General features: G+C 72.3%; 14 protein-coding genes. 11 read left to right on the top strand and 3 right to left on the bottom strand.

Annotation, left to right across the window (positions count from 1 at the left end):
• The first annotated feature begins 12 nt into the window (after positions 1-12).
• Both dprA and ASE25_RS08175 read left to right on the top strand, forming a co-directional pair.
• Positions 13-1119: a DNA-processing protein DprA gene (gene dprA / locus ASE25_RS08170; protein ID WP_056770042.1), complete on the top strand. Its 1107-nt coding sequence runs from the start codon at positions 13-15 to the stop codon at positions 1117-1119.
• A 203-nt stretch (positions 1120-1322) separates the two neighbouring features.
• Positions 1323-2252 carry a tyrosine recombinase XerC gene (locus ASE25_RS08175; protein WP_056770040.1) on the top strand — a complete coding sequence of 310 codons (930 nt, stop codon included), beginning with the start codon at positions 1323-1325 and terminating at the stop codon, positions 2250-2252.
• Between the two features lie 16 nt (positions 2253-2268).
• Here the strand turns inward: ASE25_RS08175 and ASE25_RS08180 are convergent, their stop codons facing one another.
• From ASE25_RS08180 to ASE25_RS08190, 3 genes are all read right to left on the bottom strand, one after another.
• Complete coding sequence (locus ASE25_RS08180) at positions 2269-2814, bottom strand: peptidoglycan DD-metalloendopeptidase family protein (protein WP_082622762.1); 546 nt, start codon at positions 2812-2814, stop codon at positions 2269-2271.
• 252 nt (positions 2815-3066) lie between these two features.
• Positions 3067-4236, bottom strand: coding sequence for a pyridoxal phosphate-dependent aminotransferase (locus ASE25_RS08185; protein ID WP_056770033.1), 1170 nt, complete (start codon positions 4234-4236; stop codon positions 3067-3069).
• A gap of 243 nt (positions 4237-4479) precedes the next feature.
• Positions 4480-6396 (bottom strand): DUF6541 family protein, encoded by a 1917-nt coding sequence (locus ASE25_RS08190; protein WP_056824626.1) that lies wholly within the window; start codon positions 6394-6396, stop codon positions 4480-4482.
• 285 nt (positions 6397-6681) lie between these two features.
• Here ASE25_RS08190 and rpsB point away from each other — a divergent pair, with 285 nt between their 5' ends.
• From rpsB to ASE25_RS08235, 9 genes are all read left to right on the top strand, one after another.
• On the top strand, positions 6682-7626 hold the full coding sequence (rpsB, locus tag ASE25_RS08195; protein ID WP_056824629.1) for a 30S ribosomal protein S2: 945 nt from the start codon (positions 6682-6684) through the stop codon (positions 7624-7626).
• A 64-nt stretch (positions 7627-7690) separates the two neighbouring features.
• Positions 7691-8521: a translation elongation factor Ts gene (gene tsf / locus ASE25_RS08200; RefSeq protein ID WP_056770026.1), complete on the top strand. Its 831-nt coding sequence runs from the start codon at positions 7691-7693 to the stop codon at positions 8519-8521.
• Positions 8522-8672: 151 nt separating this feature from the next.
• Positions 8673-9272: an antibiotic biosynthesis monooxygenase gene (locus ASE25_RS08205; protein ID WP_056770024.1), complete on the top strand. Its 600-nt coding sequence runs from the start codon at positions 8673-8675 to the stop codon at positions 9270-9272.
• Between the two features lie 128 nt (positions 9273-9400).
• On the top strand, positions 9401-10648 hold the full coding sequence (locus ASE25_RS08210; protein WP_200959022.1) for an NAD(P)/FAD-dependent oxidoreductase: 1248 nt from the start codon (positions 9401-9403) through the stop codon (positions 10646-10648).
• Positions 10649-10679: 31 nt separating this feature from the next.
• On the top strand, positions 10680-10994 hold the full coding sequence (locus ASE25_RS08215; protein ID WP_056824636.1) for a TusE/DsrC/DsvC family sulfur relay protein: 315 nt from the start codon (positions 10680-10682) through the stop codon (positions 10992-10994).
• Entirely contained in the window at positions 10994-11512 is a 519-nt protein-coding gene (locus ASE25_RS08220; RefSeq protein ID WP_056824639.1) for a DsrE/DsrF/DrsH-like family protein, read from the top strand. The genes ASE25_RS08215 and ASE25_RS08220 overlap by 1 nt, the downstream gene beginning before the upstream one ends.
• Positions 11513-11623: 111 nt before the next feature.
• Complete coding sequence (locus ASE25_RS08225) at positions 11624-12400, top strand: response regulator transcription factor (protein WP_056824642.1); 777 nt, start codon at positions 11624-11626, stop codon at positions 12398-12400.
• Positions 12397-15120, top strand: a complete 2724-nt coding sequence (locus tag ASE25_RS08230; RefSeq protein WP_056824644.1) for a DUF4153 domain-containing protein — start codon at positions 12397-12399, stop codon at positions 15118-15120. The genes ASE25_RS08225 and ASE25_RS08230 overlap by 4 nt, the downstream gene beginning before the upstream one ends.
• Positions 15121-15134: 14 nt before the next feature.
• Positions 15135-16274, top strand: a complete 1140-nt coding sequence (locus tag ASE25_RS08235; protein WP_056824646.1) for an aminotransferase class V-fold PLP-dependent enzyme — start codon at positions 15135-15137, stop codon at positions 16272-16274.
• The last annotated feature ends 6 nt before the right edge of the window (positions 16275-16280 follow it).

Raw genomic sequence — 16280 nt, forward strand, 5'->3', positions numbered from 1 at the left:
TGGGGGTGCGCCGTGGACGCTGACCGGTTCGCCCGAGCGGCGCTGTCGCGTCTCGCGGAGCCGTGCGACAAGGAGGTGCCCGGTCTCGTCGACGAGCTCGGAGCCGTCGAGACGTTCGAGCGCATCCGCGCCGGCCGGGGCACCTTGACCCGGTTCCGGGCCCGGCTGGCCACTCTCGACACCGAGCGCGACCTCGACATCGCCGCGAGGGTCGGCGCGCGGGTCGTCGTGCCCGGCGACGACGAGTGGCCGGAGCGGCTCGCGCAGATCCCCGTACCGCCCTACTGCCTCTGGGTCCGCGGGCCGCTCGACCTTGCCGAGACGGTGGAGCGCTCCGTCGCGATCGTCGGCTCCCGGACCGCCACCGGCTACGGCGAGCAGGTCGCCTCTGACATCGCAGCCGGCGTCGCGCGGAGGGGATGGAGCGTCGTGTCCGGCGCCGCGTTCGGCATCGACGGCAGTGCCCACCGCGGTGCCCTGGCCGTCGACGGAGCGACCATCGCCGTCCTGGCCGGAGGGGTCGAGCGGCCCTACCCCTCGGCGCATGCCACCCTCATCTCACGGATCGCCCGCGACGGACTCGTCGTGTCGGAGGTGGCCCCCGGGTCGGCGCCGATGAAGTCACGGTTCCTCGCCCGCAACCGGCTCATCGCCGGGATGACGCGCGGCACGATCGTCGTCGAGGCCGACCTGCGCTCCGGCTCGCGCAACACCGTCAAGCACGCGATCGAGGCCGGCCGCCACGTCGGCGCCGTGCCCGGTCCGACGACGTCGATGACGTCGGCCGGCTGTCACCAGGAGATCCGCGACGGCCGGGCGGTCCTCGTCACGAGTGCCGACGAGGTCATCGACCTCGTGGGCGACCTCGGCGACGACGCGTGCGAGCCGGCCCGCGGGCCGGTCCGGCCGGAGGACGACCTGCCACCTCTCGATGCCTCGGTCCTCGAGGTCGTGCCCTTCCGTTCCGGCCTGACCCTCGACGCCGTCGTCCGCCAGGTCGCCCTCGCGCCGCTCATGGTCCGGGCGGCGCTCGGACGCCTCGAGCGGAAGGGCCTCGTGACCGAGTCCGCCGGCACCTGGCGCAAACGCCCCCAGCCCCGCCAAGCCAAGCCCGACTGAGCGCCAGGTCCCCGTCGAGTGAGCGCGCAATCGCACTCGAGTGGCCGCTCCGCCACACGGGTCCCAAGGGGGTGAGTGACGGATGGGGTCACGCGGCCACTCGAGGACGGCGCGCCTCAGGCTCGAGCCCGGGACGTCGCTCCCGACGCGGTGCGGTACTTGCCTAACCACCGGCGCTTTGCGATGGTGCGGGAGTGACGGATGTGGTCAGGGCGGTGCCGGACGTGCTCGAGCAGCACTCCGAGCTGCTCCACGCATACGCCCGTCACCTCGGCGCCGAGCGGGGTCGCTCGGTCCACACCCGGCGTGCCTACCTCGGCGACGTCCGGCACCTGCTGACGTTCGCGGCGACGCGCGGGATCGACGAGATCGGTGACCTGCGCATCGGGGACCTGCGAGCGTGGCTGGGGGTCCAGGCCGACGCTGGCGCTGCCCGAGCGACGATCGCGCGCCGCGCTGCGTCCGCGCGCACCTTCCTCCGGTGGGCCGAACACACCGGTCGCATCCCCACCGACCCGTCCCTGCGCCTCGTCGCACCCAAGCGGTACGCCACGCTCCCCGGCGTCCTTCGTCAGGGCGAGGCCAGCGAGATGCTCGACCTCGCCGCCACCCGAGCCGACGACGAGGATCCGATCCACGTGCGTGACCGCGCGGTGCTCGAGCTGTTGTACGCCAGCGGCATTCGGGTGGGGGAGCTCGCAGCGCTCGACATCGACGACCTCGACCTGGCGCAGGGCGTCGTGCGCGTCATGGGCAAGGGCGCCAAGGAGCGGATCGTGCCGTTCGGTGCCCCCGCAGCGCGTGCCATAGAGGCGTGGCTGGCGGTCAGGTCCAGGCTCGTCGGTGAGCACTCCGGACCTGCGCTCTTCCTCGGCCGCCGGGGCCGGCGCGTCGACGCACGGCAGGTCCGATCCGCCGTGCACGAGCTGCTCTCGCACCTTCCCGATGCGCCGGACCTCGGTCCGCACGGTCTGCGTCACAGCGCCGCCACCCACCTGCTGGAGGGCGGCGCGGACCTCCGGATGGTCCAGGAGATCCTCGGCCACGCGAGCCTCGCGACGACGCAGATCTACACGCACGTCTCCGTCGACCGGCTCCGCCGCAGCTACGAGCAGGCCCATCCTCGAGCGTGACCGGGGCCGGTGGCTCCTACGTGAGCGGGAGCAGGACGACCGGCACCCGGCCGACGAACGACAGCGGGTCGAGGTAGGTCTCGCCCCGGAGGACGCCCCAGTGCAGACAGGTGCGAGGGGCGCAGTGACCCGGGGTCGCCGTCAGGACGCCGACGGTGTCGCCGCGGCCCACCGCGGTGCCGACGGGTGCGGCCGCGGCGACCGGCTCGAAGGTGCTCCTCAGGCCGCTGTCGTGCGCGACGACGACGACGGCACGTCCGGCGATGACGCCGCTCCAGGAGACGCGCCCCGCGGCCTGAGCCCGGACGGACTGACTCACGGTGGCGGCGAGGTCGACGCCGCGGTGGCCGGGCAGCCACGGCTGGTCGGGCGGGTCGAAGCGCCGCACCACCTCGGGCTCGGGGTCGAGCGGCCAACCCCACCGAGCAGCCGAGGGGCTCGACGCGACCTGAGTGGCCGGCCGGGCTCCCGCCATGCCCACGGGGGCGAACGGCGCCGCACTCGCCCCGGACACAGACGCAACGGCAAGGACGGTGCTGAGCAGTGCTGACCCGATGGACATCCCGTCATGCTCGTCCTGCAACCGCGGCCGTGCGACGTGTCCTCGTCTGCCTGTGGATGACCAGCCCATTCGCCCGGTGGCTGTGGAAGGCCGTCACGTGACGGCCAGGTGTGGCGTCGCGGCCACTCGAGTGGGGTAGGACCGGCCGCTGACTCCACTGGGTCAGGTGTGACGGCGGGGCCACTCGAGTGTGATTGCGCGCTCACTCGTGTGGGACGGGGCGCTCACTCGACTGGGCGGGCGTTGGGGCGGTCAGGCGGTTCGGGTGCCGGCGGCGGCGAGGCGGCGGCTGGCCTCGAGCAGCACCTCGTCCTTTTTGCAGAAGGCGAACCGCACCAACGTGCGCGCCGCCTCCTGGTCGTCGTGGAAGACGGACACCGGCACCCCGACGACCCCGGCGAGGTCCGGCAGCCGGCGGGCGAACTGCAGCCCGTCGACCGCACCCAGCGGCGCGGCGTCCGCGATGACGAAGTACGTGCCCGACGGCCGGGCGACCTGCAGGCCCGACGCCTCGAGCGCCGAGCACAGCAGGTCGCGCTTGGCCTGGAGCGAGTCCCGCAGGCCGGCATACACCTCGTCGCCGAGCCCGAGGGCGAGGGCCACGGCCGGCTGGAACGGTCCGGACGCGACGTACGTGAGGAACTGCTTGACGGTGCGCGCCGCCGCGACCGCCTCGGCGGGACCCGAGAGCCAGCCGACCTTCCAGCCGGTGGCCGAGAACGTCTTGCCGCCCGAGCTGATCGTGATGGTGCGGTCGGCCATGCCCGGCAGGGTCGCCATCGGCACGTGCTCGGCGTCGTCGAAGACGAGGTGCTCGTAGACCTCGTCGGTGACGACCCAGGCGTCGTGCTCGCGCGCGAGCGACGCGATGAGATCGAGCTCGGCCCGCGTGAAGACCTTGCCGGTCGGGTTGTGCGGCGTGTTGAGCAGCACGAGACGGGTCCGCGAGGAGAAGGCTGCCCGCAGCGACACCTCGTCGACCGCGAAGTCGGGGAAGCGGAGCACCGACGTGCGGCGGGTCGCTCCCGCGAGAGCGATCGTGGCGGCATACGAGTCGTAGTAGGGCTCGAAGGTGACGACCTCGTCGCCTGGCTCGCAGAGGGCGAGGACGACCGACGCGATCGCCTCGGTCGCACCGGCAGTGACGAGCACCTGCGACGCGGGGTCGAGCGAGATCCCGTAGAAGCGCTGCTGGTGCGCGGCGACGGCCTCGAGCAGCTCCGGGACCCCCGGCCCCGGCGGGTACTGGTTGCGGCCGCCGTCGATCGCGGCCTTGGCCGCCTCGAGCATCTCGTGGGGCCCGTCCGTGTCGGGGAAGCCCTGCCCGAGGTTGATGGCGCCGGTCCGGGTCGCGAGCGCCGACATCTCGGCGAAGATCGTCGTCCCGAAGGGCTGCATGCGCGAGATCAGCGGCGAGCTCATGGCTCGAGCGTAGCCACGACCGACCCGAGGACGGGGGAGAGCCCCCGCCTGGGCACCGGGCGGGGGCTCTGCGCCCTGCGGCGGCTGTGGAGGGGTCCTTTGCCGCGGACGTGAGTGGAGATCCCACCCGGTCAGGGGGTCCGTGTGGGATCTCCACCCCCACCATCGCGGTCGGGCCGAGAGTGTTACGCGCCGTCCACGAGTCGGCTCGGCAGACCCCAGGGCGTATGCCGTCCGGCCGGCTCAGGAGGCCGCCGCGGCGCCCAGCCCGCACCCGGTGACGCGGTAGAGCGTGTAGTCGCCGTCGGTCTGCACGGGCTCGACGCCGTCCACGTTTGCGAGGTCCTTGAGCCCGGACGAGCGCTCCGGGCGGTCGAGCCAGTAGACGTGCGTCGAGTCGATGGCCCAGCGGATGTCGTGGCGCGCCATGGCGGCGCAGACGTCCGGCCGATTCGCCATGTCGTCGAAGCCGGTGCCGATGACGATCTCGTCGCCGGTCGTGGGGATCGGGATCGAGCGGTAGAGGGTGTTGGTGCCGAAGAGCGGCCACATGAGCGGCGAGCCGTTCTCGGGGCGCCCGACGACGCCCTGGCCGGGCGGGATGAGGGCGTTGAGCCGGCGCAGCGAGTCCTGCGCCTCGAACGACAGGATGACCTTCTTCGGGTCGTCCGGCTGGAAGAAGCCGGTGAGCATCCGTTCGCGGGTGGCGCCGTTGAGCCCGAGCGTGAGGACCGGGATGACGAGCACCGCGACGAGCCCGACGACGACGGGCCGCGACCCGAGGCCGGGCACCTTGCGCAGCAGCTCGCGCAGGGCCGGGGCGGCCGCGGCGACGAGGACGACGCCGGGGACGGCGGCGAGCGAGGCGAGCCGGACCTTGTCGTTGTACCAGTAGCCCGTGATGAGGGAGGTCCACGACATCGTCGACGACGCGGCCATGACGTAGAGGACGACGACGGCTCCCCACATGGCCACGACCGGCAGGGCGGCCCTGGCGCGCAGCGCGATCCAGCCGATCCCGAGGGCGATGAGCAGGACGAGGCCCCAGAGCACGTCGGGGATCTGCAGCCGGCCGCCGACGACCTCGACGAGGGCGGTCCAGGCCGAGACCCGGTCCTTCCACTCGTAGGACTGGGTCGAGGCCAGCTGGGCCGACACGACGGGAGCCGCCACGAGCCCGGCCACACCGACGACGGCGACGATCGCGAGGTCGCGCGCGACGACCCACCACGAGACGTGGTGCAGCAGTCCGGCCCGCACCCTCGCGGTGACGAACCAGACGAGCGCGAAGAGCACGAGGGCCACGAGCGCGTTGGGCTGGATCAGGGCGAGGCCCGGCAGGGCGGCGCCGAAGGCGAGCCACTGCCCGATGCGCCCGGACCGCGCGGCCTGGAGCATGAGGGCGAGCGCGCCGGGGGTCAGCGCGGTCGCCATGAGGTTGGGCCAGAGGACGCCCCAGCCGAGGAGGATCGTCGGGAAGGCGATGAAGGCTGCGGAGGCGAACCCGGCGGCATACGTCACGAGGCGGGAGGTGCCGAGCGCGTGGCGCACGAGGGCCACGCAGCCGACCGGCCACACGAGGGCCGCCAGCACGATCGTCGCGACGTTGGTGCCGGGCAGCACGTCGGCGACCCCGGGCAGGAGGCTGGTCGCGATCCAGGAGTGGAAGCCGTTGGGGTAGAAGGTCGGGTTGGCGATCGAGAAGTTGCCGGTCTCGAGGAAGGTCTTGATGCGCCCGAGGTGGTAGACGGCGTCGGGGGAGTCGACGAGCTCGTCGGGTCGCCCGATCGCCGGGAGGATCGTGGCGAGCGCGAGGACGGCACCGATGGCGATGGCGACGACCGCGTCGGGCCGCGGCCGGCCGAGGAGACGGCGGGCCGCGCCGAGCTCCGGGTCCTGGCGCCCGAAGAGCCGCATCCCGAGCCAGGCGACGGCCACGGCGACCGCCGTGACGACGACGAGCGGCAGCAGCCCCCAGCGCACCCCGACCCGCTGCGCGAGCGTCGCGCAGACGGCGATGATGCCGACGGAGACCGCCGGGGAGACGGCCAGAGCCTCGAGGCCCCGCGCGCCCAAGGCGCGCACGACGAGCCAGCCGGGCAGGAAGAGCACCAGCGAGAGGACGACGAAGGCCGGGATCGTCTCCACCCAGTGCGCCATGCGGGACATTCTGTCGGGTCGCCACGATTTCTCCACAACCCGGGTCAGGACGTACGATGGTCGGCGGTCCCGTGTGCTCGTCGCACGGACCGTAATTCGCGCGTCTTCTGCCGGTCCGCCGGACCGGGTCACACCACGGCAGTCCCCACCGTTCGCGGCGGGGCGGGGTGCGTCAGGCGCCAGGAGTGAGGTCGTATGCCGCCCGCCGGGCCACGTCTGTGACGTGACCGCCGGGCGTCGGCGCCCACGCACAACTGACAACATCGAACCAAGGGAGAACACGGCATGGCCGTCGTCACCATGCGCCAGCTCCTCGAGAGCGGCGTCCACTTCGGGCACCAGACCCGTCGCTGGAACCCCAAGATGAAGCGCTTCATCATGACCGAGCGCAACGGCATCTACATCATCGACCTGCAGCAGTCGCTGACGTACATCAACAACGCGTACGACTTCGTCAAGGAGACGGTCGCCCACGGTGGCACCATCCTCTTCGTCGGCACGAAGAAGCAGGCCCAGGAGCCCATCGCCGAGCAGGCGACGCGCGTCGGCATGCCGTACGTCAACCACCGCTGGCTCGGTGGCATGCTCACCAACTTCCAGACGATCTCCAAGCGCCTCACGCGCCTCAAGGAGCTCGAGGAGCTGAACTTCGACGACGTGGCCGGCTCGGGCTACACGAAGAAGGAGCTGCTCATCCTCAAGCGCGAGATGATCAAGCTCGAGCGCACCCTGGGCGGCATCCGCACCATGGCCAAGGTCCCCTCGGCCGTGTGGATCGTCGACACCAAGAAGGAGCACCTCGCCGTCGACGAGGCGCGCAAGCTCGGCCTCCCGGTCATCGCGATCCTCGACACGAACTGCGACCCCGACGAGGTCGACTACAAGATCCCCGGCAACGATGACGCGATCCGCTCCGTCACGCTGCTGACGCGGGTCATCGCCGACGCCGTCGCCGACGGTCTCGTCCAGCGCTCGTCCGGCAAGTCCGGTGGCGACGCGCAGGCCGAGGAGCCGCTGGCCGAGTGGGAGCGCGAGCTCTACGCCGACGCCGCTGCCGGCACGGAGACCACCGAGGCCCCCGCCGCCGAGGCGACCGAGGCTCCGGCCGCTGACGCCACGGAGGCTCCGGCCGCTGAGGCTCCGGCTGCTGAGGCTCCGGCTGCTGAGGCTCCGGCCGCTGAGGCCAGCGAGGCCCCCGCCGAGGCGACGGCCGGTGCCGAGAAGGCCTGACGGTCTTCCGCACCAGCCGCACCACACGAGTCAATCTCCACTGACGAAAAGAGCGATACAGAGCATGGCGAACTACACCGCCGCTGACATCAAGGCGCTGCGCGAGCAGACGGGCGCCGGCATGATGGACGTCAAGAAGGCCCTCGACGAGGCCGAGGGCGACCGCGCCAAGGCCATCGAGATCCTTCGCGTCAAGGGCCTCAAGGGCGTCACGAAGCGTGAGGGCCGCTCGGCCTCCAACGGCCTCGTGGCGGCCTCGGCCACCGACGGCGTCGGCACCCTGGTCGAGGTCAACTGCGAGACCGACTTCGTCGCGAAGGGCGAGAAGTTCATCGCCCTGGCCGACCAGGTCCTCACGCAGGCCGTCGCCGCCGGCGCCACCGACGCCGACTCGCTCCTCGCCAGCACGTTCGAGGACGGCAAGACCGTCCAGGAGCTGCTCGACGAGGCCAACGCCACCATCGGCGAGAAGATCGAGGTCCGCCGCGTGGCGCGCCTCGAGGGCGACAAGGTCGTGTCCTACCTCCACAAGACGAGCCCCGACCTGCCCGCGCAGATCGGTGTCCTCGTCGCGCTCGAGGGTGGCGACGAGACCGTCGGTCGCGACGTCGCGATGCACATCGCCGCGTTCAGCCCCACGGTGCTGACGCGCGAGGAGGTCCCGGCCGAGACGGTCGAGAACGAGCGTCGCGTCGCCGAGGCCACGGCCAAGGAGGAGGGCAAGCCCGAGGCTGCCCTTCCCCGCATCATCGAGGGTCGCGTCAACGGCTTCTTCAAGGAGAACGTCCTGCTCGAGCAGGCCTTCGCCAAGGACGCCAAGAAGACCGTCGGCAAGGTGCTCGAGGAGGGCGGCGCCACGGCGAAGTCCTTTGCGCGCTTCCGCGTCGGCCAGTGAGGTCCTGACCCCACTCGTGCCCTCGCAGCACGCGTAGCGCAGAACCCGCGCATCACGACGACGTATGCCGGTCGCCCCCTCCGGGGCGGCCGGCATCGTCGCGTTCCGGGGCCGTCACCGGCCGCTCCGGACCCACCCCAGGAGGAGTCCCATGAGCACGAGCACCGACACGCCGGCCGATGCCGAGGTCGACGGCCCACTGACCGTCTCGATCACCCGTCGCGTGGCCCCCGAGGACGAGCTGCTCATGCAGGCCTGGGTCCACGCCGGGACCTCGATGGCCGAGCACTTCGAGGGCTTCCTCGGCGCCGGATGGGTGCGGTCCGGCACCGAGGACTGGCACATGCTCTACCGCTTCGACTCGCGCGCCCACCTCGACACGTGGGAGCGGTCGCCCGAGCGGCTGCGGTGGCTGCGCTCGGCGGCCGACCTCGTCGAGCACCGTCGCACGGAGTACCGCACCGGCATCGAGGGTTGGTTCGACGAGCCGGCGTCGTCGTCGGTGCACGAGGTCGGGGCGACCGGACCGGCGGGACCGCCTGCGCCGCCGCGCTGGAAGCAGGCGAGCGTCATCTGGATCGCCTTCTTCCCGACCAGTCTGGCGCTGTCCTACCTCCTCTCGCCGTGGAGCGGGGACTGGCCGGTCGTCCTGCGCGTTTTCGTGACGACCTTGCTCGCGACGCCGTGGATGACCTACGTCTTCCTCCCGTTCGTGACCCGGCTCTTCGGTCGGTGGCTCAAGGCCGACTGACGACTGGCGTCCGGCCGACAGCGACGTCGGCGAAATCGCTTGTGAGGCAAGCCTTTGTCTCGCACCTCACAGTCCTTCTGTCTGGTGGCTCACAGCGCTCCTGATACCCACGGGGGTACTTTTGGAGCATGACCACCACCATGAGAACCCTCGTGGTCCTGGGAGCGGGCACGGCCGGCACCATGGTCGTGAACAAGCTGAGGCACCGCCTCCCCACCAGCGAGTGGCGCATCACCGTCGTCGACAAGGACGACCTGCACGACTACCAGCCGGGCTACCTCTTCCTGCCCTTCGGGCTCATCGAGCCGGAGCAGGTCAGAAGGACCCGTCACGGTCTCATCACCGAGGGTGTCGAGCTCGTGCTCGGCGACATCGACCGCGTCGACCCGCAGGCCTGTGAGGTGTCGCTCCTCGACGGACGCACCCTCGTCTACGACGAGCTCGTCATCGCCTCCGGCACGAGCCCGCGTCCCGACCAGACGCCGGGGATGCTCGGGGCCGAGTGGCACCGCAGCGTCGGCGAGTTCTACACCTACGACGGCGCCCTGGCGCTCCGCGAGTCGCTCGCCGGCTTCTCGGGCGGCCGGCTCGTCGTGCACGTCACCGAGATGCCGATCAAGTGCCCGGTGGCGCCCCTCGAGTTCGCGTTCCTCGCCGACGACTTCCTGCGCCGCCGTGGTCTGCGCGACCGCTCCGAGATCGTCTACGTGACCCCGCTCGACGGCGCCTTCACCAAGCCGGTCGCGAGCCGCGAGCTGGGCCACCTGCTCGCCGACAAGGGGATCACCCTCGAGACCGACTTCATGGTCGAGCACGTGGACCAGGAGCGGCGCGTCCTCGTGTCCTACGACGAGCGCGAGGTCGCCTACGACCAGCTCGTGACGATCCCGCTCAACATGGGCGCCGACTTCGTCGCCCGGTCGGGACTCGGCGACGAGCTCAACTACGTCCCGGTCGACAAGCACACGATGCGCTCGACCGAGCACCCGGCGATCTGGGTCCTCGGCGACGCGAGCACCATCCCGACCTCCAAGGCCGGCTCCGTCGCGCACTTCTCCGTCGAGGTGTTCGTCGACAACTTCGTCGAGCACGCTCGCGGGCAGGCCATGACGCACTCCTTCGACGGGCACGCCAACTGCTTCGTCGAGTCCGGTGGCGGCAAGGCGATGCTCCTCGACTTCAACTACGACACCGAGCCGCTGACCGGCACGTTCCCGCTGCCACACCTGGGTCCGATGACCCTGCTCAAGGAGTCGCGGGCCAACCACGTCGGCAAGCTCGCGTTCCGCCACATCTACTGGAACCTCCTGCTCCCCGGACGACCTCTCGGCCTGCCCGCGCAGATGTCGATGGCGGGGAAGGTCCCCGCCGCCTGAGCTCGACCAGACACAGACAAGGAGCGTCACCATGCCCACCACGACGATCGCCGGCCAAGCCGTCGAGGTCAACGACGAGGGCTTCCTCACCCGTCCCGACCAGTGGTCCGACGACCTCGGCACCGAGCTCGCCCGGCTCATCGGGATCGAGCTGACGGCCGACCACTGGAAGCTCCTCCACTTCCTCCGCGACGACTTCGCCCACCAGGGCGAGACCGCGACCCTCCGCCGCGTCAGCACGCAGACCGGCACCCCGATCAAGTCCCTCTTCGACCTCTTCCCCGGCAAGCCGGCCAAGAAGATGGCCTACGTCGCGGGGCTGCCCAAGCCGAAGGGATGTGTGTGATGACTACGCACGCCGACCAGACCACCCCGTTCGTGCCGAGGTTCGACGCGCCCGAGTCGCAGGGCCGCAAACTGGCGATCATCTGCAGCAAGGGCAACCTCGACATGGCCTACCCGGGCCTCATCCTCGCCAACGCGGCCCTCGGTGAGGGCGTCGAGACCCACCTCTTCTTCACCTTCTGGGGCTTCGACATGATCAACAAGAAGACCTCGGGCGACCTGAAGTTCACGATGCTCGGCAATACCGCGACGCACCTGCCGCAGGGCCTCGGCGGCATCCCCGGGATGACGCACCTCGCCACGTCGCAGATGAAGAAGGCCATCGCCGACCTCGACGTGCCCGAGGTCCCGGAGTTCCTCGACCAGATCGTCGGCTCGGGCGGGCACCTGTGGGCCTGCCGGATGTCGGCGGACATGCAGCACCTGACCGAGGTCGACCTCCGGGACGACGTCGAGGGGATCATCTCGGCCTCGGACTTCATCGAGCTGACGGAGGGCGCGCAGCTGCTCTTCATCTGAGCCACCGTGGTGGGTGCGGCCGGTCGGGCCGGTGTGGGCCCGGCCGGCCTTCACACGATCTCCACACGTCGCACCCTCGCCCCCCGTGCGCCCGCTCCTAGGCTCAGGGGCATGAACCAGGGGTATGCCGCACCGTCCTCGAGCGCCAGCGCTCCCGTGCTGCTCGTCGTCGAGGACGACCCGACGATCAACCAGGCCGTCACGGATCGACTTGTGGCAGAAGGCTTCCGGGTGGTCCAGGCCTTTGACGGGCCCGGAGCCGTCGCCGCCCACGCGGAGCACGCCCCCGACCTCGTCGTCCTCGACCTCATGCTGCCCGGCTTCGACGGGCTCGAGGTGTGCCGACGCATCCAGGGGGAGCGCCCGGTGCCGGTCCTCATGCTCACGGCGCGCGCGGACGAGACCGACCTGCTCGTCGGTCTCGGCGTCGGCGCCGACGACTACGTGACCAAGCCGTTCCGCATGCGTGAGGTCGTCGCCCGCATCCGCGCCCTGCTGCGTCGCGTCGAGCGGGCGCGCGAGCTGGCCGCCGAGCAGCCGCCCGTGCTGACCGTCGGCGACCTGACCGTCGACCGCGGGTCGCGCCGCGTCTCGGCACGGGGGAGCGAGGTGCACCTGACGCCGCTCGAGTTCGACCTCCTGCTGGCCCTCGCGGCCGAGCCGGGGGCGGTGCGCGAGCGCGACGGGCTGATGCGCGAGGTCTGGGGCTGGGCGGACGCCGGCGGCACCCGCACCCTCGACAGCCACGTCAAGTCCCTCCGCGCCAAGATCGGGGCCGACCGCGTCCGCACCGTCCACGGCGTCGGCTACGCGCTCGAGGCCGGCGAGCCCCTCGTGGCCGCCGACCACGACGACACCCCCGAGGCGCCCGACGAGCCGCGGCCGTGAACGCCGACCGGCCCCTCGACGGCATCCGCTCGATCAAGGCCAAGCTCGGTCTGCTCGTCGCGGCCAGCATCGTGGCCGCGTCGCTCGTGTCCGTCATCGGTGACCGGGCCGGTGTGCCCGGCTGGCTCACCCTCCCGGTGACGGTCGCCGCCGCCCTCGGGGTCACCCAGTGGCTGGCTCGCGGGATGACCTCACCGCTGCGCGAGATGACGACGGCGGCGTCGCGGATGGCGACGGGGGACTACTCGCAGCGCGTCACGGCGACGTCCGCCGACGAGGTGGGGGTGCTCGCCGACGCCTTCAACACCATGGCGGCCGACCTCGCCGGCGCCGACCAGCAGCGACGCCAGCTCGTCGCCACCGTCTCCCACGAGCTGCGCACACCGCTCGCCGCCCAGCAGGCCCTGCTCGAGAACCTCGTCGACGGTGTCGTGCGCCCCGACGACGCCGTCCTGCGCACCGCGCTGGCCCAGGCCGAGCGGCTCGGCACGCTCGTCGGCGACCTGCTCGACCTCAGCCGCGTCGACGGCGGTCGCGCTCCGCTCGCGCTCGCGGACGTCGACGTCCGCGAGCTCGTCGAGGGCGCCGTGGCCGAGGCCGGCGTCTCCCGGCGCGGCACCGTCCACGTCGTCGACGTCCCCGCCGACCTTCGCGTCACCGGGGACGCGGCCCGCCTCGCGCAGCTGCTCGCCAACCTGCTCGACAACGCCGACCGGCACAGCCCGGCCGGTGGCCGGGTCACCGTGAGCGCGGGTCCCGACGGCCCGGACCGGTGGTGGCTCATGGTCGCCGACGAGGGACCGGGCATCCCGCCCGAGCACGTGCACCGGATCTTCGACCGTTTCGGGTCGGGCGACGACGCCGGGGGAGGCACGGGCATCGGGCTCGCCATCGCGAGCTGGGTGTGCGAGCTGCACGGCGGGTCGATCTCCGCGGTCTCGCCGCCCGAGGGGGAGCACGGCGCCCGGCTCCGGGCCGTCCTGCCCCGCACCCCTGCCCGCACGTCGCCGTCTGCCACCGAGGGCCTCGTGGAGGTCCCCTCCGGTCCCCCGATCCCCAGGATCCCCTCGATCACCACCGACGCGACCGCGCCCGCCGCGGCGCCCGACACCGAGGAGCCCACCGTGCCCGCACCCATCCCCGCCGCGGCGGGACCCACCCCGTCCGGAGCGCCGGGCGCCCCGGGCTCCGAGGGCCGCCCGACGGCATACGCCGGCGTTCCGGTGGGGGCGCCCAGGCCCGTCGTCGACTCGCTCTTCGGCGACCTCTGGCCGGAGGCCGGCCTCGGGCCGCAGGTGCGCCTGCTGCTGCTCTGCCTCGGCGTCGGCGTCCTGTCCGCCGTCCTGCTGCCCTACCGCGACATCGGGGTCGCCCTCTTCGGGGTGCTCCTGCTCGGCGGCGTCGTGCTGTGGCGCTCGACGCGCCATCGTGCCGGCCGCTGGACCACGGCGAGCAGCGTGCTCTGCGTCGTACTCGCCTCCTTCTCGGTGCTGCGAGCCGCCGAGTGGCTCACGGTCATCTCCGTCATGCTCGGGGTCGTCGTCCTGACCACGGCCCTCACCGACGCCAGGGGATTCCTCTCCGTCGTCGCCGGCCTCGCCTCCTGGCCCCTCGCCGCCGTGCGCGGACTGCCGCTGCTCGGGCGCACCGTCGCCGCGACGAGCCGCATCAACGTCGTGTGGCCGGTCGTGCGCACGGCCGCCATCTCGCTCGTCGCGCTCGTCGTCTTCGGGGGCCTCTTCGCCTCCGGCGACGCGGTCTTCGGGTCGTGGGCGCAGGCGGTCGTGCCGCACTTCGCGTGGGACGGGCTGACCTTCCGCTTCTTCGTCGGCTTCGTCATGGGTGGTGCCCTGCTCGCCGCCGGCTACGTCGCCCTCAACCCTCCGCGCGTCGACCGGGTCGCGCTCCCGGAGGGACGCCCGGTGGCCCGGCTCTGGGAGTGGGTCGTGCCCGTCGGCCTGGTCGTCGCCCTCTTCGCCGCGTTCGTCGTCGCCCAGGCCGCGGCGCTGTTCGGCGGTCACGACTACGTCCAGCGCACGACCGGGCTGACGTATGCCGAGTACGTCCACCAGGGCTTCGGCCAGCTCACGGCCGCCACGGTGCTCACCCTGGCGACCGTGGCGCTCGCGGTCCGCAAGGCGCCACGCTCCACGTCCCGGGAGCGTCTCGTGCTGCGGGTCGCGCTCGGAGCGCTGTGCGCCCTGACGCTCGTCGTCGTCGCCTCGGCCCTGCACCGGATGGACCTCTACCAGCAGGCCTACGGCTTCACGCTGCTCCGGGTGCTCGTCGACGGTTTCGAGCTCTGGCTCGGCCTGCTAGTCGTGCTCGTCCTCGTCGCCGGGGTGCGTCTCTCGGGCTGGTGGCTGCCGCGGGCCGCACTCGTCTCTGCTGTTGTCATCGTGCTCGTCGGGGGCCTGGCCAACCCCGAGGCGTGGGTCGCACAGCGCAACATCGACCGCTACCAGGCGACGGGCAAGCTCGACGCGGCCTACCTCCGGACGCTGGGAGCGGACGCCACCCCGGCGATCGTCGCCGGCCTGCCGCGCGACGTCTCGGCCTGCATCGTGCTCCCGTCGACGATCTCGGCACGCGCCTCCCGCGAGGACGCCCTGTCGTGGAACCTCGGCCGCTCCCGGGAGGCCTCCGTGGACGTCGCGCCGATGACCCCCGCCGAGGCGGCCCGGTGCCCGGGCCTGATGTCGGGCGGTCTCAACCCCTGAGGCAGGATGTCCGGGTGCGCCGCGACATCGCCGACCTGTTCGAGCTCGACCCGGCCCTGACCCACCTCAACCACGGTGCGTTCGGGGCGGTGCCCCGATCGGTCCGCGAGGCGCAGGACCGCGCCCGGGCCCGCATCGAGGGGGCGCCGATGCGGGCCTTCCGCGACGAGCTCCCCGCGACGCTCTCGGGTGCCCGCGAGGCGGCCGCGACCTTCCTCGGCGTGCCGGCAGGGTCGACCGCCCTCGTGCGCAACGTCACCGAGGCGGTCGGGGTCGTGCTCCAGGGTCTCGGCATCGGCCCCGGTGACGACGTCGTCGTCGGCAACCACGGCTACCTCACGGCCGGCTGGTCCGCCGAGGCGCGCGGTGCGACGCTGCGGACGGCGGTCTTCGGCGTCGACAGCGACCCGGACGACGTCGTGGCGGCCTTCGCGGCCGCCGTGACCGACCGCACCCGCCTCGTCGTCATCGACCAGATCACCTCCCCGACGGCCCTCGTCCTCCCGGTCGCCGAGGTGGCAGCCGCCGTCGCACCCGTCCCGGTTCTCGTCGACGCCGCCCACGTGCCCGGAGCCCTGCCGGACCTCGACGTCGAGGCTCTCGGGGTGGCGTTCTGGGCGGGCAACCTGCACAAGTGGGCCTACACGCCGCGCGCCGCCGCCACGCTCTGGGTGGCTCCCGAGCACCGCGACGGGATGCGTCCGCTCGTCACCTCGTGGAGCCACGGGCTGCCCTTCCCCGAGCGCTTCGACCTCCAGGGCACCGTCGACCACTCGTCGTGGGTGGCCGTGCCCGACGGCCTGGCCGCCTGGGCCGCCCTCGGTGGCTGGGAGCAGGTCCGGTGCAACGCCGACCTGCTCCTGCGCGGGGCCGAGCTCGTGCGGGACGCACTCGGCACGGACGGCCCGCACGGCGGCATACCCTCCGCCCCGTGCCTGCGCCTCGTCGCGCTGCCCGACGGGGTGGCGACGACGACCGAGGACGCCGAGGCCCTGTGGCAGCGGTTGTATGCCGTCGGGCTCGTCGTGCCGCCCGTGGCCTTCGAGGGGCGCGGCTACGTGCGGCTGGCCGCCGCGCCGTACAACGACGAGGACGACTACGCCCGCCTCGCGGCCGTGCTGCCGGGCCTGCTGTCCGACGTCCGAACCGCCTGAACCCGA

This window comes from Terrabacter sp. Root85 (genome assembly GCF_001429185.1).
Lineage (GTDB): Bacteria > Actinomycetota > Actinomycetes > Actinomycetales > Dermatophilaceae > Terrabacter.

Coding starts and splice junctions, on each gene's coding strand:
- ASE25_RS08180 (WP_082622762.1), bottom strand. CDS start 2,814: ATGTCCATCGGGTCAGCACTGCTCAGCACCGTCCTTGCCGTTGCGTCT.
- ASE25_RS08185 (WP_056770033.1), bottom strand. CDS start 4,236: ATGAGCTCGCCGCTGATCTCGCGCATGCAGCCCTTCGGGACGACGATC.
- ASE25_RS08190 (WP_056824626.1), bottom strand. CDS start 6,396: ATGGCGCACTGGGTGGAGACGATCCCGGCCTTCGTCGTCCTCTCGCTG.
- rpsB (WP_056824629.1), top strand. CDS start 6,682: ATGGCCGTCGTCACCATGCGCCAGCTCCTCGAGAGCGGCGTCCACTTC.
- tsf (WP_056770026.1), top strand. CDS start 7,691: ATGGCGAACTACACCGCCGCTGACATCAAGGCGCTGCGCGAGCAGACG.
- ASE25_RS08205 (WP_056770024.1), top strand. CDS start 8,673: ATGAGCACGAGCACCGACACGCCGGCCGATGCCGAGGTCGACGGCCCA.
- ASE25_RS08210 (WP_200959022.1), top strand. CDS start 9,401: ATGACCACCACCATGAGAACCCTCGTGGTCCTGGGAGCGGGCACGGCC.
- ASE25_RS08215 (WP_056824636.1), top strand. CDS start 10,680: ATGCCCACCACGACGATCGCCGGCCAAGCCGTCGAGGTCAACGACGAG.
- ASE25_RS08220 (WP_056824639.1), top strand. CDS start 10,994: ATGACTACGCACGCCGACCAGACCACCCCGTTCGTGCCGAGGTTCGAC.
- ASE25_RS08225 (WP_056824642.1), top strand. CDS start 11,624: ATGAACCAGGGGTATGCCGCACCGTCCTCGAGCGCCAGCGCTCCCGTG.